General features: G+C 69.3%; 17 protein-coding genes and 1 pseudogene. 4 read left to right on the plus strand and 14 right to left on the minus strand.

The window, feature by feature from the left end:
- Positions 1-31: 31 nt before the first annotated feature.
- The 10 genes from ACFWWQ_RS12220 to ACFWWQ_RS12265 form a co-directional block, all read right to left on the minus strand.
- Positions 32-445 carry a hypothetical protein gene (locus ACFWWQ_RS12220; protein ID WP_384594244.1) on the minus strand — a complete coding sequence of 138 codons (414 nt, stop codon included), beginning with the start codon at positions 443-445 and terminating at the stop codon, positions 32-34.
- Positions 442-726 carry a DUF5403 family protein gene (locus ACFWWQ_RS12225; RefSeq protein WP_384594247.1) on the minus strand — a complete coding sequence of 95 codons (285 nt, stop codon included), beginning with the start codon at positions 724-726 and terminating at the stop codon, positions 442-444. Before ACFWWQ_RS12225 ends, ACFWWQ_RS12220 begins: the two co-directional genes overlap by 4 nt.
- Positions 727-772: 46 nt before the next feature.
- Entirely contained in the window at positions 773-1,096 is a 324-nt protein-coding gene (locus ACFWWQ_RS12230) for a hypothetical protein (protein ID WP_384594250.1), read from the minus strand.
- Positions 1,093-1,467, minus strand: coding sequence for a hypothetical protein (locus ACFWWQ_RS12235; protein ID WP_384594253.1), 375 nt, complete (start codon positions 1,465-1,467; stop codon positions 1,093-1,095). The genes ACFWWQ_RS12230 and ACFWWQ_RS12235 overlap by 4 nt, the downstream gene beginning before the upstream one ends.
- A gap of 10 nt (positions 1,468-1,477) precedes the next feature.
- Positions 1,478-2,446: a P22 phage major capsid protein family protein gene (locus ACFWWQ_RS12240; RefSeq protein ID WP_384594256.1), complete on the minus strand. Its 969-nt coding sequence runs from the start codon at positions 2,444-2,446 to the stop codon at positions 1,478-1,480.
- A 56-nt stretch (positions 2,447-2,502) separates the two neighbouring features.
- Entirely contained in the window at positions 2,503-3,042 is a 540-nt protein-coding gene (locus ACFWWQ_RS12245) for a hypothetical protein (protein ID WP_384594259.1), read from the minus strand.
- 64 nt (positions 3,043-3,106) lie between these two features.
- Positions 3,107-4,087, minus strand: a complete 981-nt coding sequence (locus ACFWWQ_RS12250) for a hypothetical protein (protein WP_384594262.1) — start codon at positions 4,085-4,087, stop codon at positions 3,107-3,109.
- The gene (locus ACFWWQ_RS12255; protein ID WP_384594265.1) at positions 4,074-5,513 is read right to left on the minus strand and encodes a phage portal protein; all 1,440 of its coding nucleotides are present in this window, start codon (positions 5,511-5,513) and stop codon (positions 4,074-4,076) included. Before ACFWWQ_RS12255 ends, ACFWWQ_RS12250 begins: the two co-directional genes overlap by 14 nt.
- Before the next feature lie 582 nt (positions 5,514-6,095).
- Complete coding sequence (locus tag ACFWWQ_RS12260) at positions 6,096-7,208, minus strand: terminase (protein WP_384594268.1); 1,113 nt, start codon at positions 7,206-7,208, stop codon at positions 6,096-6,098.
- Positions 7,209-7,779: 571 nt separating this feature from the next.
- On the minus strand, positions 7,780-8,208 hold the full coding sequence (locus ACFWWQ_RS12265) for a hypothetical protein (RefSeq protein ID WP_384594271.1): 429 nt from the start codon (positions 8,206-8,208) through the stop codon (positions 7,780-7,782).
- Between the two features lie 42 nt (positions 8,209-8,250).
- Here ACFWWQ_RS12265 and ACFWWQ_RS12270 point away from each other — a divergent pair, with 42 nt between their 5' ends.
- A complete protein-coding gene (locus ACFWWQ_RS12270; protein WP_384594274.1) occupies positions 8,251-8,859 on the plus strand; it encodes a hypothetical protein in 609 nt (202 codons plus the stop codon).
- A 2,016-nt stretch (positions 8,860-10,875) separates the two neighbouring features.
- Here the strand turns inward: ACFWWQ_RS12270 and ACFWWQ_RS12275 are convergent.
- The 3 genes and pseudogenes from ACFWWQ_RS12275 to ssd form a co-directional block, all read right to left on the minus strand.
- Positions 10,876-12,513: a recombinase family protein gene (locus ACFWWQ_RS12275; RefSeq protein WP_384594277.1), complete on the minus strand. Its 1,638-nt coding sequence runs from the start codon at positions 12,511-12,513 to the stop codon at positions 10,876-10,878.
- 40 nt (positions 12,514-12,553) lie between these two features.
- Positions 12,554-13,141, minus strand: a pseudogene (locus tag ACFWWQ_RS12280) (ATPase, T2SS/T4P/T4SS family); the annotation flags it as partial.
- Entirely contained in the window at positions 13,134-14,303 is a 1,170-nt protein-coding gene (gene ssd / locus ACFWWQ_RS12285; protein ID WP_384594280.1) for a septum site-determining protein Ssd, read from the minus strand. The pseudogene ACFWWQ_RS12280 and the gene ssd, both read right to left, overlap by 8 nt.
- 473 nt (positions 14,304-14,776) lie before the next feature.
- On the opposite strand from ssd, the gene ACFWWQ_RS12290 reads away from it, so the two are divergent.
- Positions 14,777-15,631 (plus strand): HAD family hydrolase, encoded by an 855-nt coding sequence (locus ACFWWQ_RS12290; protein WP_384594283.1) that lies wholly within the window; start codon positions 14,777-14,779, stop codon positions 15,629-15,631.
- A gap of 543 nt (positions 15,632-16,174) precedes the next feature.
- Here ACFWWQ_RS12290 and ACFWWQ_RS12295 read toward each other — a convergent pair.
- Complete coding sequence (locus tag ACFWWQ_RS12295; protein ID WP_384594286.1) at positions 16,175-17,032, minus strand: oxidoreductase; 858 nt, start codon at positions 17,030-17,032, stop codon at positions 16,175-16,177.
- Between the two features lie 101 nt (positions 17,033-17,133).
- Between ACFWWQ_RS12295 and ACFWWQ_RS12300 the strand changes: the two genes are divergently transcribed.
- Both ACFWWQ_RS12300 and acs read left to right on the plus strand, forming a co-directional pair.
- On the plus strand, positions 17,134-18,120 hold the full coding sequence (locus tag ACFWWQ_RS12300; protein WP_384594289.1) for an ATP-binding protein: 987 nt from the start codon (positions 17,134-17,136) through the stop codon (positions 18,118-18,120).
- A 200-nt stretch (positions 18,121-18,320) separates the two neighbouring features.
- Entirely contained in the window at positions 18,321-20,288 is a 1,968-nt protein-coding gene (gene acs, locus ACFWWQ_RS12305; RefSeq protein ID WP_384594292.1) for an acetate--CoA ligase, read from the plus strand.
- Positions 20,289-20,421: the final 133 nt, after the last annotated feature.

Consider the following 20,421-nt stretch of genomic DNA (forward strand, 5'->3'; position numbering starts at 1 on the left):
CAGGCGGTAGGAAATGAAAAGCGGAAAGGTGTTAAAGAGGGCGCGCAGTCACGCGATATGTGGCCTGGAAACGGAAGAGATCCGGCCCCGGGGCGGGCTCGCCCGTACGCAGCTCGAACGGACCGGCCACGTCCTGGCCGTGGCTGAGGTACCCGTCCGTGCCCTGGTACTGGGAGCGGCAAGCGGCCAGCAGGACAGTCCGCGCGGTACGGGCCAGGACGGAGGCGTCGCGCCGGGTCACCGCGGCGCACTGCACATCGAGTACGGCAGCGTCCAGGCCGACCGGATCGACGGCTGAGCCTGCCACCCTCCGCGCCACCACCAGGGGCAGCGCTGTGGACCAGTCGCCCGGCCAGAGCACGCGCACCGTGACGCCGGGCATGCCATCCCGCAGCGCACTGGTCACCAGCTCGTCCACGTCCGGCAGAACCGGGGGGACCGTCATGTCATCCCCGCCTCGATGGCGTGGATCCCCTCGACCACGCGGCCGGACTTCGTACGGTGCCCGTAGTTGATTGCCAGGACGTTCGGATCAGCGATGCTCACCGTGGAGTCCACGCTGTTGGTCTCCACGCTCAGTGACCTGGACAGCGCGCCCGAGTCCACGTGAGCTGCGACCACGGCACGGACACGGGCCGCCCTGCGCGCCATCTCGGCCCGTACTTCGGCCGTGACCTCCGGCATGTGTGCCACCAGTCGGTCAAGACGCGGATTTACGCTCGCCACACTCGCCCCCTGTCCGCAGCGACCACCTACACGCGTGTGTAGGTGGTCAGGCCCGCTTGCGGATCGTCGCCACGTCGAACGCCACCCGATGCGACCCGCCGAACCGTTGAACTTCACCGACGACCGACCACACGGAACCCGCCCACTCAACGCGGGACCATGGGCCAGCGGGGAGGGAACGGGCGGAGACCCGATACACGGCCCCGGTCAAGTAGCCGTCTCCCGCGTCCTCGTCGGTCCCGGCGGGCATCACCAGCGCCCGTACCTGCACCGGATTCCCATCGGTCGGCAAGGTGCCCCCGTACCCGTCGTCGCCGGGCACCGCCGGATACACCGTGACCTCGTCCCGTCCGGCATCGAGGAGGCTCACAGCGTGCCCCCCAGCCGCTCGATGGGGACGGAGTACACCCCGCCCCCACCTGCTTCCGCGCGCAGTAGACGAATCTCCGCATCGGTCAGCCCCACCCCCGTAGGCGCGGAAGCCGGTAGCTGGTACTGGTAACCGCCCTGACTTTCGGCCCGGTACCCCTCCGGGTTGCGTACCCGCCGCTCAGCGACCGCCAGGACGACCGAGACGACGACGGCCGGGGCCGTGTCGGCACGGGGCCACGGCAACCCGTATGCGCGGACCAGGGCGGAGGCGTCCGCCAGGGCCGCCTCCGCCATCACGCGTTCCGCCTCGTCCAGCCGGTAGCCGAGACGTGCGGTGAGTTGTTCGATGCTCGCCAGTGGCGCCGCCATGGGCCACCGCCTACTTGGCGGCGGGGGTCCGGCGCGGCGTCGGCGTGCTGGACGCGTTGAGGTCCAGCTTCACGGCGCGGACCAGCGCCTTGTTCCGCGTGCCGTCCGGCAGCTCGTCACCGACCGGGTCCCGCATGACGTTGAACCCGGCGAAGATGTTGACCACCGAGCGGTCACGGAGCCGGGTGGAGTCGTAGTCACGAATCCACCGCATGGCCAGGCCGTTGTACGTCTGGCCCGCTCCGAACGATGCGCCGTCCGGGATGGCCGGTGCGCGGGTGGCGACCGCGAACGCCGACGGGACGAAGGCGTACGCGGCCTCCGGGTCGATCACTTCGGAGGTCACCACGGTGAAGCCGGCGATGCGGCCGAGGGTGGCTTCCTGGAGGGCGGAGACCGCCGCGCTCTCGCCGGTGGAGTCCAGGCGGTTGAACCGCTCGGACAGGAGGATCTTCTCCTCCACGTCGGAGCCGACGAGAAGTGTCCGGTTGCCCTTCGGGACGAAGGAGCGGTTCAGCGTCTTGCGGGCCGCGACCACGGACCGGTATGGGTCCTTGTCGTCCAGGGGAAGCGTCGCGGCGTACGGGGCGGACTCGATCAGCGCGGCCACGTTGTCGTCAATGGCCTCCGCGATGGCACGGACCTGCGGCGTGAGGATCTTCTCCCCGAAGTCCGCGATGTCCAGCGTCAGTTCCTCGTCGGTGACGGCAACGGCACTGTAGAAGTCCCGGTTGAGCTTGACGTCTATCGCGTCCTCGTGGAGCTCGTCCAGGACGATGGACTCTGCGCGGTCGTTGCGCCACGCATACTCGCGAGCCTTGAGCCGGGCCGGAATCCGGATCGTCACGGTGTCGTTCTTGGCGCCGGTGAAGTTGAAATCCCCGTCCGTCCACACCAGAGAGGCAAGGACAAGGTCCCGCTCCAGCAGACCCAGGGCGGTGGAGGCGATGACCTCCGGCTTCAGAAACGTGTTCGCCATACGGCGTCCCCCTTGCGGGCGTAGGTGGGGCCCCACTCATGGGGCCATGGGTTCGATCAGGTGCGACGGCGGCGGACCAGAGCCGCGAGCGCGGCGGGGTCCTTGGGCGTTGTCGGCTTCTCGGCGGGGTCCAGGCCGCCCCGGCCAAGCGGGACCGTGCGCGTGTGGAACACCTCGGCCAGGGCCTTGGCGTCGGCCTCGCGGGCGTCTTCGGTCTCGCCGGTCACCCGGGCCGCGACCGCTTCGGGGAGCTGGTACTTGCGGGCCAGCCGCTCCCGGTGGAGTTCGGTCTCCAGCTCCGCCACACGGGCGGATGCCGCCTCGTACTCCTCGGGGCTCGTGGCCTTCGCCAGCGACTCCCGCAGTTCCTTGGCCGCCACGCGGTACTTGGCGGCCTCCTTGCGGACGCTGGCCAGCTCTGTGCGGGCCCAGTCGGGAAGCGCCGTCTCGTCCTGCTCGCCATCGTCGCTCTGCGCGCCGTCCGGCGCGGGTTCGTCGGTGGTCGTGGGGGCCGGGTCGCCCGTCGGGGTTTCCGGGTCCGGAACATGTTCCGGGGCCTCGTCGCTCGGGTCGGTGGGGGTGGTCTGTGCGTCCATCGGAATGCCTCCCGGGCATGCCAAGCAGCCCGCCGCCGGGACAGGCTGAAGTACGGGAAGGTGATCAGGCGGTGCGGCGCTCCCGCCGCTGGGCGTCGATGTGCCGACGCCATGCCGCGCGGGCCTCAGCGCCCGCCAGGCCCCGCGTCGCCCGGGACCAGTCCCGCGCGTACTGCGCGGAGGATTCCGGCACGAATGCGGCGCGGGAGTAGACCGGGATCGTCTGGCAGTGACACATGCTGTGGTATTTCTGGAGATCTTCGGGGTTTCCAACAGGGGGAAGGTTCCGGCCTGTTCGCCCTTTGATCCCTGCGCCTTCGCGGGTGCGGTAGACGGCTCCGCGGCTGGCGAGCATCGCGCACCAGGCGCACGGATTGCCGTCCGTGACGCGCGCCCAGCCGATCACGCGGCTGTCTACCTGCGAAACGTCGCGGATCAACTCCCGGCCGCCCCGTAGTGCTTCACGGTCGGCAGCGCCGCCCGCCGTGACCCCCGCGTCACCCATCATGGTCTCCAACTCGTCTAGGAAGTCCGCCGAGTCCAACCGTTCACGCTCTTGGAGATCCGACACCCGGCCGATCTCCCGGTCGGCTTGCACGGGGCCGGTGACGACCAGCGACGTGCGGGCTGCCGCGTCCTGCGCGGTGGTGTCCGCTGCTGGCCAGGTGAAGTCATCGACCTGGACTGCTTCCGCATCGTCCGGTGTGGGCGTGCGGGGCGTGTCCGTGTACTGCGCCCAGTCCTCCCGCAGGTCCCCAAGCGTCACCGTGTCGGCGGTCGGCCCGCCGGTCGGCGGGGGCAGGGTGTAGCCGATCTCAAGGGCCCGGTGCAGCCGGTAGAACGAGGCCGCGACCTGATGCGAGCGTGCCCGCTCCCGGCGGATCACGGACAGGACGAGTGCCAGCCACGCGCCGGCCGAAGTGGTCAGCGATGTTGGCGACACCCGCGACCAGGCCGCCAGGGCCTGGGCGGAGACGCCCGCGCTGATACGGGCCTGGACGTTTCGGTGGTCGTCCAGCAGGCGGGACAGTTCACGCTGCGGCATCGGTGACCGGCTCCTCCCCGGAGTCCGCCGCCACGGTCTGAGTCGGCGTGGTGGCACGGGTCAGGGAGTCGGCGAGCCGTAGTGCCGGGTCGTCGTCCTCCGCCATCTGCGCCCACTCCTCCACATCAGTGGAGGTGACGCCGGGGATACGCGGCCACAGCGCGCGGGCCGGGACGTTGAGCATCTGAACGGCCTTGCCCAGCGCATCGACGGTCTGAGACAAGGAGCGCGATTCCGCGTCGGTCCACAGGACTTGTGCCCGCTCGTCTTCCTCTACGCCGACAAGGCGTGCGCACAGGCGGAGAACCAGCTCCCAGGACTCGCCGAACAGGTGCTTGTACTCATCCACCGCCCGGGTCAGCGCCGCTTCCGCAGCCGCCAGGGCTTCCGCGGACAGGTTGATGAGTGAGCCGAGGAGGTAATGGGGCGGGGTCTGCGACACGGCGGCGAGCGTCTTGACCCCGGCCTCTATCGCCTCCAGGAACCCGCCAAGCGGGGTCTCGTCCAGTTGCTGAAACTTCGTGTCCGGGTCGGGCGCGACCAGAAAGCGGCTGGCATCCGCCTGGATGGGCTTCACCTTCGGCTTGCCCGTGAGCGAGTCGTAAATTACCCGGCCGTCTGAGTCGGTCTCGAACTCCGGCGCCATGCCGCTGATTGTGCGGACCTTGAAGCTGCCGAAGGTTTGCGCCACCAAAAGGTCAAAGGTCGTCTGATTGATCCTGTCCTGAATCGGGATCATGGGCTCCACGACCCCGGAGACCTTTCCCTCCAAGTCGATGTCCGGCGCGAACCGGACCACCGGGCACACGCCCATCTTGTGCTCCGCGAACGCCACCACACGGGGCCCGCTGTCGCCGCCCATCACCAGCTCCGTGACCCCGGTGTGGTCGTAGAACCATGCCCGCGTCTCGTCGTCCCCGCTGGTGGCGTCCTCGACCTGGAGGGCCCACAGCGGGGTCTCGTCGGCGGCCGGGTCGGCGTACTCGGCGTACATCAGACGGGGTGAGACCCCTCGGATGACCGGCCGGGACGGGTCCGCCGGATCGGGCAGGACCGTGACGAAGGCCAGTCCGTAGCCGAGCGCCGCGCGGTGAACGGCGGCCTGTCGGGCATCCATCCGGTTGGCCTGCCAGACCTTCCATTCCGCCGATGTGGCCGAGGAGTCGCCGGCCGCATCGTGGCGCCGGTAGCCCTCAACAGCCAGTGCCTGAGCGGGTGTCTTCACCAGGAGCGGCAGCCAGTTGGAGACGGACCTCTTGGCCAGGAGCTTGTACTCCGCGCTGGCGTGCTTGGGCTCGTAGGGGCCGTCGTGATCGCCCTTGAGGTACCGGTGGATGAAGTCCAGCCGCTCCCGGTCCCTCTGGAGCTTGGAAAATCCCTGCTCCGCCGCCTCCAGCGGGGTAGCGTTCGTTGTTGGCAAGGCCACCTCTCCCGGGTGTTAAGTCCGGCTCAGAATTGGCTCAAATGCCATTTCCGCGAACCGAGATCGCTGTATTACTCCAGACATGAGCGGAATTGATTGGGGAACCGTCCCCGCTTGGGCCAGCGCGATCGGGACAAGTGGGTCACTCCTTCTGGGGTTCACCATCCTGCTGCGAGACCGCAGAAGGCAGGAGCGGCAAGAGGCCCAGAAAGTGGTGGCGCATCTCCAGTTCCAGGATGATCGCGCATGGATTGACCTGCTGAACACGGCGGACCGCCCCATTTCCTACCCGCATGTGGTCACGGGTGGGCCTGCTCGTGAGATCAGCTTCGGCGTGACTCGGCTCTCGTCAGGTAAGGAAGCCACCATCTCTGTGCCTCGCTACGTCGATGGTGCCCGGAACCGCCCTCTTGCGGTGCGTTTCGTGGACGCCGACGGATACCAGTGGATTAGGGACTTGCAGTCGAGCGATGTGTTTCGGCGGGACGGGTACCGTCGCGGGTATCCCAGTCTCCGTTTGCTCTTGCGCCGAGGCCACTGGTCAACGTTCAGGCTGTACCTGGAGCATAGGCGCGATCTACGCCGTTAGAAGAAGTACACGGCCCCCGAGCGTTCGGGAGCCCGGGTCTTTCCGGATTCGATGAACCGATGTCGCGCCAGGTCGGCCAGCAGCGTGGCGGCGTAAGCGTCGACCTTTCGGGGGCTCTCGCGGCTGTCCTTACCGAAGGACAAGCCGAACCTGTTCGGACGCCGACGCGCGTTCATCACATGTCGGCGCAGCGTCCGGCCGAGCGGGGAGCCGTCCCCGCCGTGCCGTACCTGGTGGTTCTCGATCGCGGACACCAGCCGTTCGTTCGCGGCCGTCAGCTCTTGGAGCCCGCCGCGCATGTCCCGGCCCACGGCCGAGCGTGCAGAAGCCTTGATCAGCAACCGGTCCCGGTAGTCCTCCGACCACGCGTCCACGAACGATTCCCACAGCGCCACGTCCGCGAAGAACGCGGACACCGCATACCTCTCCAGAGCATTGCGGACCGCGCCGTCAACCTCCTGCCGGTCAACCTCCCAGCCGTCACCGGACGGGCCATCCGGCTTCTCCCACACGCCCAGCGGAACGATCAGGCGGTCCCGGACGCGGACGGCGACCAAGGCTGTGGCGTCGTCGCTCTTGCCGCCGTCGAACCCAAGCGTGATCTCGTCGCCGGGCGTCAGCACCTCGTCCGCCGCGCAGGCATCCCAGTCGGCGGGATCAATCAGCTGGTCTTCAGCGGTCACCAACTGGTTGAGGAACATGCGCTGCGAACGGGCGCGCGGCATCACGCCGCTGTAGATCGTGGAGACGATCCACTCCACGTCCAACCAGTCCGCATCACCCCGGGCTGCGATGATCCCGGCCCGGAGCTGGTCAGGGTCCGCCAGGTCGACCGGCGGGGACTCCACGGAGTCGTAGTACATGCCGGAGTCTCTGGCCTTGCCCTCGGCGATCTTCGACCAGGCGTGCCAGGTCTGCTCCGCTACCGACTCCTCACCAGGCAACGGCGCGTTGGTGATCTCCATGGTTCGGCCGCCGCCGCCGCGGGACTTGCCGACGTTGCCTGCGATCGTCTGCGCCATCTCGTGGCCCTGGTTCGCCTGGATCCAGTGATGGGTCTCGTTGAGGATCACGAACGTGGCCCGGTAATCGGCCGCCCTCCAGCGCACGCGGCGAACTGGTGACGGCTTCAATCACCCCTCCCGCACGGGCGTAGATAATCTCCTTGCCCAGGTCGATCCCATGTTCCGCGATCAGCTCCGGGGAGCACATGGGACCGAAAAGACGCATGGTGTTGCGGGTCTGATCACGACTGACCGCCGCCACCTGAACCCACGGGGCTTGGTGCGGCACCGCGTACGGAGTGCCGTCGTCCCGCCAGCCGCCGAAGCGGGAGGGGCCGCAGAGCTCCACCAGGGCGAGCGAGGCAAGGAACGGGTCCTTCCCCCAACCCTTCAGCCGCCGAATGGTGCCCTGTCGGCGGGCGAACACCCCGGCGCCGTCGATCTCGAACCACCGCAGCACGATCCGAACCTGCTCCGGTGTGTACGTCCAGGGGCCGCCGGCGTCCGGTCCGTCCGGTTGCAACAGGTGAGTGGCGGTCCAGTTCAGGACCTCCCACCCCAGCGTCCGGTTCTCCGGCGGCACGGTGTCCGGCCACGTACGAACCGGCTCCAGGGCAGGGGACATCACCGTCTCACCTCCCGGAACGGTTCACCGCTCGTAGGGAAGCGGCCCGCGTCAGTCACTGCCAGCGGCCTTGCGGTAGGTCTCCATCAACGTCACGCGCGCGGCCTCGCGGGGGTCCACGTCGCCGTCTCCGCGCTCCAGCTCCACCCGTGCGCGCCGACGGGCGCCTTCGGTGGTCAGCAGATCTGTCATGGCTGACATGACGGCCTGGAACAACTGGGCCGAGAAGCGGCCGGAGATGAGATTCCGGCTCATGGCCTCCGCGACGTAGTACGCCGTCGCCCAGTCGCTGGCCTCGTAGAACTGAGTTTGGCCCGACTCGGACAGCGACGCGTACCAGCTCGCCGCGATCGGGTGCCACTCCTCGTCAGCCGGGGGCACCTCCGGGGCCGCACCTCCTGGGGCCTTCACCAGCTCCGGGCCGTCGCTCTTGTTGCGCCGTCGGCGCTGGTCGCTGCGCTTCGGGACAGGACCCGACATGGCGTCACCTCCAACAGAACTGCCTCCCTGCTGCCTCTTTGGGTGGTTGAATACGTCCCCATGGAGACCGTTGCAGGGGACGGGTGGGCGTCCGCCAGCTTCTGGCAGTTCGTCATAACGACTGTTGCCAGCTTCGCGGTTGGTGGGCTTGGTGCGTGGGCCACGCTCAGATCGAGCAACCCAAAGCGGAAGGTCAACTGGTGGATACAGTCAAATACGCCCCTAATTAGCTCGCCACTGTTTTCTGCGGACGATGAGACGGCTCTCTCCGTGCGTTTCCGTGGGACCAAACTCCGTCGGCCCCGCATCATCGAACTCGTGGTCGCGAATGAGGGACGGCGTGACATCACGGCAGCGATGTTCCACGGCAACGAGCCAATAACGTTCGACCTCGGCGCCATGGTGTGCTTGATCCTGGAAGTCACCACCAGACCAAGTGGGAGCGTGCGCCCGTCGTTCGAAACGCCCCTATGGACGTCCATTGGCGACCGGACTTCGGGTGAGAACTGGCTCAACATTCCGCCGTGCCTACTGAGTCGGGGCCAGGTGGTCACCGTTACGGTGCTGGTCGACGGCGACGAGAAGCCGGTGGAGTGTCTGACCGCCCCTCTTGTTGAGGTGCCGGTAGTGTCCGAACCGCGTCGGCGGTGAGGGGCCGCACTCAGCCGTCGCCCAGGCGCGGGGTAGTCACCCAGGCATCGGGCACGCTAACGGCCTTGAAACCCGTACAGAATCTGAGCCGCTATACGCTTGCGGTCCGGAGGCCAAGGCCAAGGGGGCATACCCCCAGTTCATAGGCTTGAAGGGTGCGAAGCATCCGGACGCCGACGTGATGGCCGATCCTTAGCCCGCCTCGCCTCATGCCCTTCACTTGCGGTCTTGCGTGCGTGATGCCAACTGCACAGCGCCTGAAGGTTGGTGAGGTTGTGGTCATCACCGGGATTGATGTGGTCCACGTCTGTGGCCGGCTCGGTGCACCGCTCGCCTTCCATCAAGACAGCCACACAGCGGTATCCGTCGCGTCGTAGGACAGACACCCTACGGACCGACCAATCTTGCGGGAGTCGCTGCCTGCGGTTGCTCGTGCGCCACGCCATCGAACCTTCTTGTTGCCGGGGTGCCGTGTAAAAAAATCTCAGGCCCTCGTCTCCGCAGATAGGAGCACCGGACACCTGAGTTATCCACAACACCCAAGGCAGTTCTGTGGATAACCTGATTGGACGCCAAGCAGGTGCACCTTAAGTTCTCCGCTATGACGACGTACGCAATGGCGGTCGTGGCCACCATCCTGTTTCCGGTCCTGGTCGCTGTACTGGTGGCTTGCCTGAGCACCAACGCCAACCAACGAGCTGATGCCTACCGCGTCTTGGCCCGCATTTGCAGCACCGTCGAACGCGTCTTGAGGCGCCGTGTGTAGCACCGAAGCCCGGAACATGTTCCGGAGCAAATGGCGCACCCGGCGGGCTCGAACCGCCACACCGGGGGCATCCCGGTGCACGGACCTGCGGGCACTTCCCGGGCGCTACCCGGTCACGATCAACACGCGTTCGGCGGCTGCGTGGGCTGGACGCAGAGGCAGCACCCGCGGGCAACCGCAGCGTTGGACCACATGAGGGCGGTCTCCAGGTGCGTGAAGGCCACCGACTTCTCCCGGCCGTCCGGGAGCCGTTCGTTAAGCGCCAGCGCCAGCCGCTTGAACTCCGCACGCACCTGCGTGTGAAGTTCTGCGGTCTGCTCACACCGCGGGGGGTGGTGGTCGAATCGCTTACAGAGTTCGTCGTACGTCATCGCATACCCCCGCCGGCGGGAGAGAGCCGTCCCAACTGGCCTTGAACCGGCGGCCTCCCGATCGGCATCGGGCGCTCTCGCCAACGAAAAAGTGCCTCCGGCGGGACTCGAACCCGCGCCAAGTAGGTGGGCTTGGAAAACGCGCTTCCCTGCCGGGGGTTGAGGTACCCCAACCCGACGCCTTTTGAGCGCCGGGCCCGGTCCCGGTGCATCCGCAACCTTCCCACCATGCCGCCGCTCCGTTTTTCGGCCGCTCTGCCGTCTGAGCTACGGAGGCAAGTCAATCCCCGACGACTGGCGCGACCCAGCCGCCGGGGCCCGTGTGGTGGGGGTCGAACCCACGCTCCGGCCGGTTTCCCGAACCCCCGCCGGGGTCGGTACTCGCCGCCAGGTGCACACCACACACCGCACACGGGAGATCAAGGGCCCCGTCCGGGGGCCACCTCAGCCGGGGAGGAGAAGGCACCCAGGAGAGTCCACGCCGGACGGGGCGTGGCGGGCCCGTTCACACGCCCACGCCCACGCGCCGGGCTGGGGAACGTCTCCCGCTCACACCATTGTTGTCTGGGGACGGTTACAGCTTGCGGGCGGTCTCGGCGGGGCTCGGCAAGAGGTGAGGCAAGAAAACTGCCTCTGCGTACAACTTCCTATAGAGATTCCCATAGGAAGATCCTTGGAGAGGCAGCTTTTTAGCCTCTTGCTCCGTTCGAATCTCACACAATGCGATCGGTGATTACGCAACGCGCGAATGGGGTCACACTCGTGGCGAAGGTGTCCGCCTTGGCAGGACACCGGACTCCACGCCATGTGGTGCCCTCACGACGAAGCCCCTGCCTGGAAGTGCCCAGGCAGGGGCAGCACGTCAGCCGGGAGGCGGGTCTATACGGCCTCTTCCCTCGCTCGGGCCTCTAGCTCTGCCCTAGCTGGATCGGCTTGGGCGGCTATCGCAAACGATAGGCGGCCGTAGTCGAACCCTGCGCCAGAGTGCTTGCCGCTCGCTACGGTGACCCGCGCGCCAGCATCAAGCAAGAGTTGGCGCTTCCCCTCCGTGTCGGCGGCCGTCCATATGTCAGCGTACGTGCGTCCAGTGGCCACCCTGCGCGTGGATGGAGGGCGTGATGGCAGAGCCTCAAGCTGACGACGTTCCTTGAGCAGCGCCCCCATCATTTCGCTGAACTCTGCCTCGTCTTCTTCACCGTCGTAGAGGCCAGCTTGTCGATCGCGGCGCAGCCGGTGGATGCTCTCGCGAACGCGGGCTACGTCTGCCGTATGGTCTTGGCCAGGGTCACTCACGTATGCCATTACGGCTTGATTCCCCAGCTCTTCGAGGAACCTCTCCTCCACCCACTTGTCAAGTACGTCAGCCTTGGCGGACACCGCATGCCCCGTGCCCCGTTGGGTGCAGCGGTAGATCCGGATACGCACGCCGCTGTTCGTGTCCTTGCCGTTGCGGGTCTCTTTCTTGCTGGAGCCATACATGGGCCGCCCGCAAACCGAACCGTCCTTGTTGATGCCTGCGCAGTAGGCCACGCGGATCAACAGCGACCCCGCCGCCCGCATGTGGGTTTCAGACCGCTTCTTGGTCTTCATGACCTCTTGTAGACGGTCCCACGTCTCATCATCGACCAACGCAGGGCGGTCTCTACGGGGATGCCCACTCCGGTCAAGTACTGGGCGGCCCGCCCACGGCTGCCACTTCGCGTCGCCCTTGCTGTAGCGGTCACGATTGGCCGTGTTCTCTGGGTCGTGCAACGTATAGCCGCGCAACCCTTCGGAACGAAGCATGGCCGCAATGTGCTGGTGGTCCCACGTTTTTCGGGGCTGGGGGGTTTTGCCTGTTGCTTTCAGCTTCTCGCGGTCCGTGGGGGTCAGCACTTCACGGCGATCAAGATCGTTCGCCACGGAATAGATCGATTCGCCAGCGATGATTCGCTTAACGATCTCCCGGACGATCGGGCCGGCCTCTGGGCACTCGTCCAGCACGTAACCCGGACCGTCCGGATTGGGGACGACAGCCCAACCAAACGGTACCCGGCCCCCGTGCCAACGCCCAGCATGGCGCAGGTGGGCCCGCGAGCCCTTGACACGCTCACGGATGGCTTCGGCCTCCATCTGCGCGGCGAATGCCAACAGCATGATGATCAGTTCAGAGACTAGAGAAGTTGCGCGCATGTCCAGCTCAAGCGCACTCCCCCCGGGGCCTTCAACGAAGACCAGGAGCTTGCCGTGGTTCTTCGCCCACTCGCCAAGCTTCGCCATGTCCGCCATGGATCGGACGGCGCGATCCAGTCGCCAGAACACAATGGCGTCGTAGTCGTCTGGGCGGGTCAGCCACTCACCCAGTTCGGGGCGGCTGAACGGATCTACGCGGGACGCTGACACATCGAGGTCGGTAGCCTCGCCCACCACCTCCGCACCGTGCGTCTTACACCAAAGGTGCCCCACCCGGCGTTGACGGGCGGGTGATGTAGTCGTGTCCGTAACGTTCGACAGTCGAACGGCTATGAGTGCTCTCACCAGTGAACTCCCCCTTGGGCCAGTGGTGGCATTTACCCTAAGTCGTCTTACCGCTGCCCGTACCGCCGCTGACCAGGAACGACACCCGGGCTGCCAGCAGCGCCCGCAGCAGCGCGTCGCCGCCCGGCGGCACCGTCCCGGCCGCCACCAGCTCCGCCAGGCCGAAAACGCGCGGCCGTAGGACCCGCAGCGACAGGCAGGTGCCCGCCACCGCCACGGGCGGCAGCACCGCGTGCAGCCGGGTACCGTCCGGCAGCCGGGCGTCCACCCAGGGCCGGGCGTCGTCGAGGCGCCGCCCGGCCACCGCGGCCAGCCGCTGCGCGAGCCGCCGCACCTCGGACGCGTCCCGGAAGCGCACCGGCGTCCGCTCCAGCCCGCCGCCGCGGTCCACCCACACCTCGTCCGGGCCGGTGACCAGGACGTCCGTCACGTCGGGCTCCGCCAGCAGCGGCTCCAGGGGACCGCTGCCGACCATCTCGGACCGCAGGGCCGCCACCACGCCCAGCACCTCGGCGTCCCCCAGGACGCGGCCCTCCTCCCGGAGGGCGAGCGCCACCCGCGCCGCCGTGGGCTCCGCCCCGGCCTCCGCGAGCCGCCGCCGCACCGCGTCCAGCAGTACGTCACTCATCGCCGTCCCTCCCCCGCGTCCCGCAACGGGCCCGGTCCTCCGGCAAACCGGCCGCCGGACCGCCCGCCTCCGGCAACGCCCGCTCCCAGAACGCGGCGCAGAACCGGGCGAGCGGCCCCCGGACGCGGGCCCCGGGCGGGACGCCGCGCGCCGTGCCGTCAACGGGCTCGGGATCCCACGGCAGTTCGCCCAGCAGCGGCAGGTCCACAAGGGCGGCGATCTCCTCGCCGCCCAGCCCCGGCACCGCATCGGGCCCGCCCCGGGCGACGACCCGCAGATCGCGCGGCGTACCGGCCGTGCCGGCCACCACCCGCCGGGCCGCGGCGACGGCGCGCAGCTCCGCGGGCACCACCAGCAGCCCCAGGTCCACCTGGTCCAGCGCCTCCGCCACCGCCTCGTCGACCCGGCGCGGCAGGTCCACCACCACGACCCCGCCGCGCCTGCGGGCCGCCGCCAGCACCGCCCGCATCGCCGCGGGCGGGATCGCCACCTCGGCGCCGCGGTCCCAGCTGAGCACCCGTAAGGAGTGCGCCCGGGGCAGCGCACCGGCCAGCGCCCCGGACGCAACCCGGCCACGCGACTCGCGGAACGCCGGCCAGCGCAGCCCCTCTTCCCGCTCGCACCCGAGGAGTACGTCCAGCCCGCCGCCCAGCGGGTCCGCGTCCACCAGCATCGTGCGCAGGCCCTTACGCGCCGCCGTCACCGCGAGGGCGCAGGCCAGGGTGGACGCCCCGGCGCCGCCACGACCGCCGAGGACTCCGACGGTGAGCGCGGCGGGCCCGGTGCCCTCGACCGCGTCGGCGATCCGGTCGGCGAGCCACCGCTCACCCTCGGGCAGTGTGATCACCCGCTCCGCCCCCAGGGCCACGGCCAGCCGCCAGACCTCGGCCCGGTCCGCGTCCCGCGCGATGAGGACGACGCCGTCGCGGCGCCCCGCCCCGCGCAGCCGCGCCGCGCAGTCCTCCCCGATGACCACCAGCGGCGCCTGCGGCCACCATGCTCCGCGCGACGGCAGATCCGGCCGCACCTGCGGCACCACACCCGCCGCGGCGCAGAGCCGCACGAGGTCGTCGAGCAGCTGCTCGTCCTCGGTGACGAGGAGCGGTCCCGGACGCTCCTCGTCCGTTACGCCCGCCTCACCGGCCACCATGGATCCAGGCATGTTCCGTCCCCCTTGTCGCGTCGCGTACCGCTCTTCCGCGCTGTCGCGGACTTTTAGCGTGCGGCGATCGGGAAATCCGCGTGGATCTTGGTCAAAACCTGTGGACAACTCCGTGTGGTGAATACTCCCGTCACCTATTCCGGCGACCGCGCGCGTGCATCCCGGCGGATTGGCGAGCATCCACAGAGCAGCACACCGGATACGAAGAGTGACCGGCGAGGCGCCTCGGTCGCGACGGCCCGACGGCGTGAAGGGGAGACGGAAAGAACGGCGGCATCCCGGCCGGGCGCCGTGAAATGCGTCCGGACATGCGACGACCCCCGCCGGGGGGGAGAGCGGGGGTCGTCTTCCTCGGCCGACTCGGGGGGGGGGGAGGAGCCGGACCGGGTTAGCACGGTCGCGAACGATCCGTGACTTCCATGGTGTACCCGAGAGCCTTCTCAAGCAAACCCACGCGCGGTCCTTACCCCCGAATGGAGGGAGCCTATGCTCGGCCTGTGGAAAACCCCTCCGTGCGCCACTCGATGCCCCGCACCGCCGCCTTCTTCGACCTGGACAAGACGGTCATTGCAAAGTCCAGCACGCTGACGTTCAGCAAGTCCTTCTACCGCGGTGGCCTGATCAATCGCCGGGCCGCGCTGCGTACCGCATATGCGCAGTTCCTCTTCCTCGCGGGCGGCGCGGACCACGACCAGATGGAGCGGCTGCGCGCCTATCTCTCGTCTCTGTGCCGCGGCTGGGATGTCGCACAGGTCCGCGAGATCGTCGCCGAGACGCTGCACGATCTGATCGACCCGATCATCTACGACGAGGCCGTCTCCCTGATCGAGGAGCACCACGCGGCCGGTCGCGACGTCGTGATCGTGTCCACCTCGGGCGCGGAGGTCGTCGAGCCGATCGGTGAACTCCTGGGCGCCGACCGCGTGGTGGCGACGCGCATGGCCGTCGGCACCGACGGCCGGTTCACCGGCGAGATCGACTACTACGCCTACGGGCCCACCAAGGCGGAGGCGGTGCGGGAGCTGGCCGCGACCGAGGGGTACGACCTCGCGCGGTCGTTCGCGTACAGCGATTCGGCGACGGACGTCCCCATGCTGGAGGCCGTCGGCCGGCCCTTCGCCGTGAACCCGGACCGGGCGCTGCGCCGGGAGGCGGCCGCCCGGGACTGGCCGGTGCTGTCGTTCAGCCGCCCGGTGCCGCTCACCCGGCCGCTGCCCGCGCTGCCCTCCCGGCCGGTGCTCGCCCTCGTCGCGGCGGTGGGCGCGGCGGCCGTCGGCGCGAGCCTGGTGCGGTACGCGTCGCGGCGGCGCCGGGGCCACGCGGCCTGAGGTGGCGGGCGCGGCGGACCGGAAACCCCGACGCGCCCTGATCCGGCCCGGGAAAACCCCTGACGCGCCCTGGGCCGAACCCCGGAGATCTCCCGGAAAGGCAGCGGCGGGCCGGTGGAATCCCCGGCAACGGGGCACCGTATATCCCACGGATCGCCATCCGCTTTATCCTTGATACCTGTTATTGAAGGCAAAAGTAAAGATATGAGGCGAAGGGTTCCACTTGTCCGGGGGGTGGGGTAGAAAGGAATCACGGCCCGCGAGACCAAGGACGTCCGAGAGGATCACCTGTAACGCAGCAAGGCCCACGGACCGATGCATGAATGCCGCGCACCCACGCGACGCCGACCCGTCGATTACGGGCCAGCCGCACCAGGCAACGGACAGAGTTCTCCGGCCTGATGGGCAAACAGAGTGCACGCATGGTCACGCGGCGGACGTGCCAGCGGCGGTACGTATCAGCACCACGTACCGCCGCAACTCCTGTCCGGGCCCGGTCCACGGCGCCGGAAATCCCGATATCGGCAGGCCCGGGCCCGTGGCTCAGGCGGCGCCGCGCTGCAGCGCCTCGCAGACCGCCGTCGATTCCCGGACGCCCAGTTCCACGGCGCGCCCGCAGTGCGCGATCCAGGCGGCCATCCCGTCGGGTGTGCCGGAGACGTACCCCTCCAGCGCTGCCGCATAGGCGGCCCGGCCCCGCTCCGCATGGCCGACCTCGGCCGGGCAGACGGACTTCGGGTCGAGTCCGCTGCCGATCAGCACGATCCGCTCCGCGGCGCGCGCAACCAGGCCGTTGTGTGACCCGAAGGGCCGCAGCGCCAGCAGTTCGCCGTGGACCACGGCGGCGGTCACCAGGGCGGGCGCCTCGCTGCCCGCGAGCAGCAGCCGCGCCAGGCCGTCCAGCCGTCCCGCCACCTCGTCCGCGCCGGGCAGCGGCAGTTCGATCAGCGGCTCGTCGACGGTCTCCGCCGCCAGCCGCGGCCGCCCGACGGTGTCGTCCGCGCCGCCGCCACCGGCCGCCACCAGGTGCAGCCGCGCCAGCACCCGCACCGGCGACTGCCGCCACACGCTGAGCAGTTGGCCCGCCTCGGCGGTCAGCCGCAGCGCCGCGCCGACCGTCGCCGGTTCGCCGGCCGCGCTGAAGTCGGTGCGCCGACGGACCTCCTCCAGCGCCCAGTCCGCCCCGGCGAGCGCAGCGGAACCACGCGCTCCGCGCAGCGCCGCCTCGGAGGTGACCTCCACGCTGCGACGGCGCATGATCCGGTGCCCGTAGAGCCGGTCCACGCCCTTGCGTACGGATTCCACCGCGTCGACCACGCCCGGGAGTGATACCAGAGCCGCCAGCGGATCGCCGTCCGCCCGCGGGGTTTTCGGGGCCGTGCCCCGGGTGTCTGCAGCCATGGGTACGACCCTACGCACCCGGTGGCCACACCCCCCGATGGAGTGGTCTTCTTCACGTGGAGTTCTCACTGAGCGCGATAAACAGATTACTCTTGGTGAACATGAAGATCGCTTTCGTAGGAAAGGGCGGCAGCGGCAAGACCACCCTGTCCTCCCTGTTCATCCGCCATCTCGCGGCCGCCCGCGTCCCCGTGATCGCGGTGGACGCCGACATCAACCAGCACCTGGGAGCCGCCCTGGGCCTGGACGACGCAACCGCCGCCGCGCTGCCCGCGATGGGCGCCCATCTGCCGCTGATCAAGGAGTACCTGCGCGGCAGCAACCCGCGTATCGGGTCCGCCGAGACGATGATCAAGACGACGCCACCCGGGGACGGTTCGCAACTGCTGCGCGCCGGGGGCGACAACCCCGTCTTCCACGCCTGCGCCCGCACGGTGCCCCTCGACGACACCTCGGTGCGGCTGATGGCCACCGGCCCGTTCACCGAGTCCGATCTGGGCGTCGCCTGCTACCACTCCAAGGTCGGCGCGGTCGAGCTGTGCCTGAACCACCTCGTGGACGGCCGGGAGGAGTACGTCGTCGTCGACATGACCGCCGGTTCGGACTCCTTCGCTTCCGGGATGTTCACCCGCTTCGACATGACGTTCCTGGTCGCCGAGCCGACCCGTAAGGGCATCGCCGTCTACCGCCAGTACAAGGAGTACGCGCGGGACTTCGACGTCAGCCTGAAGGTGGTGGGCAACAAGGTGCAGAGCGCCGACGACCTCGCGTTCCTGCGCGCGGAGGCGGGCGACGACCTGCTCGTGGCGGTCGGCCACTCGGACTGGGTGCGGGCCATGGAGAAGGGCCGTCCCGCACCCTTCGCCGAGCTGGAGGATGCCAACCGCCGTGCCCTGGAGACCCTGCACGGCGCCGCCGACGCGACCTACCCACAGCGCGACTGGCAGCGCTACACCCGCCAGATGGTGCACTTCCACCTGAGGAACGCGGAGAGCTGGGGCAACGCGAAGACCGGCGCGGATCTCGCCGCGCAGGTCGACCCGGCGTTCATCCTTTCCGAGAGCGCGGCGACCCCGCAGCCGGCCTGACCCGCCCGCCGGCGGTGGCGACCGCGCCACCGCCGGCCGCACCTTCTCCGCCGTACGCGCCGAAGCCTCGCCGATACCGGCCTGACCTGCGAACCTTACAGGTCTACACCAATTTTTCCCGGCAACCCTTGTCAGGGCGTACCGCGGGCTGATGAGCTATGGCCGGGGACACACCGGACGCCCTGGGAATGGGAGATGTCGTGAGCAACGAGAGCAGTCTGGCCAATCTTCTCAAGGAGGAACGGCGGTTCGCGCCGCCCGCCGAGCTGGCCGCGCACGCCAACGTCACGGCAGCGGCGTACGCGCAGGCGGCGTCGGACCGGCCGGCCTTCTGGGCGGAGCAGGCCAAGCGCCTGAGCTGGCAGACGCCGCCCACCCAGACGCTCGACTGGTCGAACGCGCCCTTCGCGAAGTGGTTCGCCGACGGCAAGCTCAACGTCGCGTACAACTGCGTGGACCGGCATGTGGAGAACGGTCACGGCGACCGCGTCGCGCTGCACTTCGAGGGCGAGCCCGGCGACAGCCGCGCGATCACCTACGCCGAGCTGCAGCGCGAGGTCTCCAAGGCCGCCAACGCCCTGACCGAGCTGGGCGTACGGGCCGGTGACCGGGTCGCGCTGTACCTGCCGATGATCCCGGAGACGGTCATCGCCATGCTGGCCTGCGCCCGGCTGGGCGCCCCGCACTCCGTCGTCTTCGGCGGCTTCTCGGCGGAGGCGCTGGCCACCCGCATCCAGGACGCCGACGCCCGCGTCGTGATCACCGCCGACGGCGGCTACCGCCGCGGCAAGCCGTCCGCCCTCAAGCCCGCCGTCGACGAGGCGCTGGCCAGGCCCGGCACGGAGAAGGTCCGCAACGTCCTCGTCGTCCGCCGCACCGGCCAGGAGACCGCCTGGACCGAGGGCCGGGACCTGTGGTGGGACGAGACCGTCGGCCGGCAGAGCGATCAGCACACGCCCGAGGCGTTCGACGCCGAGCACCCGCTGTTCATCCTCTACACCTCCGGCACCACCGGTAAGCCCAAGGGCATCCTGCACACCACCGGCGGCTACCTCACCCAGGTGGCCTACACCCACCATGCCGTCTTCGACCTCAAGCCGGAGACCGACGTCTTCTGGTGCACCGCCGACGTCGGCTGGGTGACGGGCCACTCGTACATCACCTACGGCCCGCTCGCCAACGGCGCGACGGAGGTGCTGTACGAGGGCACGCCCGACACCCCGCACCAGGGCCGCTGGTGGGAGATCGTCCAGAAGTACGGCGTCACGCTGCTCTACACCGCGCCCACCGCGATCCGCGCCTGCATGAAGTGGGGCGACGACATCCCCGCGAAGTTCGACCTGTCGTCGCTGCGCATCCTGGGGTCGGTCGGCGAGCCGATCAACCCCGAGGCGTGGATGTGGTACCGCAAGCACATCGGCGGCGACACCACCCCGGTCGTCGACACCTGGTGGCAGACCGAGACCGGCGGGATGATGCTCAGCCCGCTGCCGGGCGTCACCGCGGCCAAGCCCGGTGCGGCGCAGGGCCCGCTGCCCGGCATCGCCGCGACCGTCGTGGACGACGACGGCCACGAGGTCCCCGACGGCTCCGGCGGCTACCTCGTGGTGACCGAGCCGTGGCCGTCGATGCTCCGCACCATCTGGGGCGACGACCAGCGCTACCTCGACACGTACTGGTCGCGCTTCGCGGGCATGTACTTCGCGGGCGACGGCGCCAAGAAGGACGAGGACGGCGACATCTGGCTGCTGGGCCGGGTCGACGACGTCATGCTCGTCGCGGGCCACAACATCTCCACCACCGAGGTGGAGTCGGCGCTGGTCTCGCACCCGAAGGTCGCCGAGGCCGCGGTGGTCGGCGCCACCGACCCGCAGACCACCCAGGCGATCTGCGCGTTCGTGATCCTGCGCGGATCGGCGGACGCGGAGGACGAGGCGCTGGTCGAGGAGTTGCGGGCGCATGTCGCGAAGCACCTCGGCCCGATCGCCAAGCCGAAGCGGATCATGCCGGTCGCGGAGCTGCCGAAGACCCGCTCCGGCAAGATCATGCGGCGGCTGCTGCGGGACGTCGCCGAGAACCGCGACCTCGGTGACGTGAGCACGCTCACCGACTCCTCCGTCATGGACATCATCCAGGCGAAGCTGCCGGGGGCGTCCAGCGAGGACTGACCGACGGCGCGGCGACCGCCGCACCCGGCCCGGGGGGGGGGGGGGGGGGGGGCCCGCGGCCCGCGCGCCGCGGGGCCGGGGGCGCCCGGCCCGCGCGGCGCGCGCCGGCGCCGCGGCCCCCCCCCCCCCCCCG

This window comes from Streptomyces sp. NPDC059080, from assembly GCF_042739975.1.
In the GTDB taxonomy this organism is placed as follows: Bacteria; Actinomycetota; Actinomycetes; order Streptomycetales; family Streptomycetaceae; genus Streptomyces; species Streptomyces benahoarensis.

What these genes read in the sequence shown, in the direction of transcription:
- ACFWWQ_RS12220 (WP_384594244.1), bottom strand. Translation starts at nt 445, where the DNA reads ATGACGGTCCCCCCGGTTCTGCCGGACGTGGACGAGCTGGTGACCAGT.
- ACFWWQ_RS12235 (WP_384594253.1), bottom strand. Translation starts at nt 1,467, where the DNA reads ATGGCGGCGCCACTGGCGAGCATCGAACAACTCACCGCACGTCTCGGC.
- ACFWWQ_RS12240 (WP_384594256.1), bottom strand. Translation starts at nt 2,446, where the DNA reads ATGGCGAACACGTTTCTGAAGCCGGAGGTCATCGCCTCCACCGCCCTG.
- ACFWWQ_RS12245 (WP_384594259.1), bottom strand. Translation starts at nt 3,042, where the DNA reads ATGGACGCACAGACCACCCCCACCGACCCGAGCGACGAGGCCCCGGAA.
- ACFWWQ_RS12250 (WP_384594262.1), bottom strand. Translation starts at nt 4,087, where the DNA reads ATGCCGCAGCGTGAACTGTCCCGCCTGCTGGACGACCACCGAAACGTC.
- ACFWWQ_RS12265 (WP_384594271.1), bottom strand. Translation starts at nt 8,208, where the DNA reads ATGTCGGGTCCTGTCCCGAAGCGCAGCGACCAGCGCCGACGGCGCAAC.
- ssd (WP_384594280.1), bottom strand. Translation starts at nt 14,303, where the DNA reads ATGCCTGGATCCATGGTGGCCGGTGAGGCGGGCGTAACGGACGAGGAG.
- ACFWWQ_RS12290 (WP_384594283.1), top strand. Translation starts at nt 14,777, where the DNA reads ATGGAGGGAGCCTATGCTCGGCCTGTGGAAAACCCCTCCGTGCGCCAC.
- ACFWWQ_RS12295 (WP_384594286.1), bottom strand. Translation starts at nt 17,032, where the DNA reads ATGGCTGCAGACACCCGGGGCACGGCCCCGAAAACCCCGCGGGCGGAC.
- ACFWWQ_RS12300 (WP_384594289.1), top strand. Translation starts at nt 17,134, where the DNA reads ATGAAGATCGCTTTCGTAGGAAAGGGCGGCAGCGGCAAGACCACCCTG.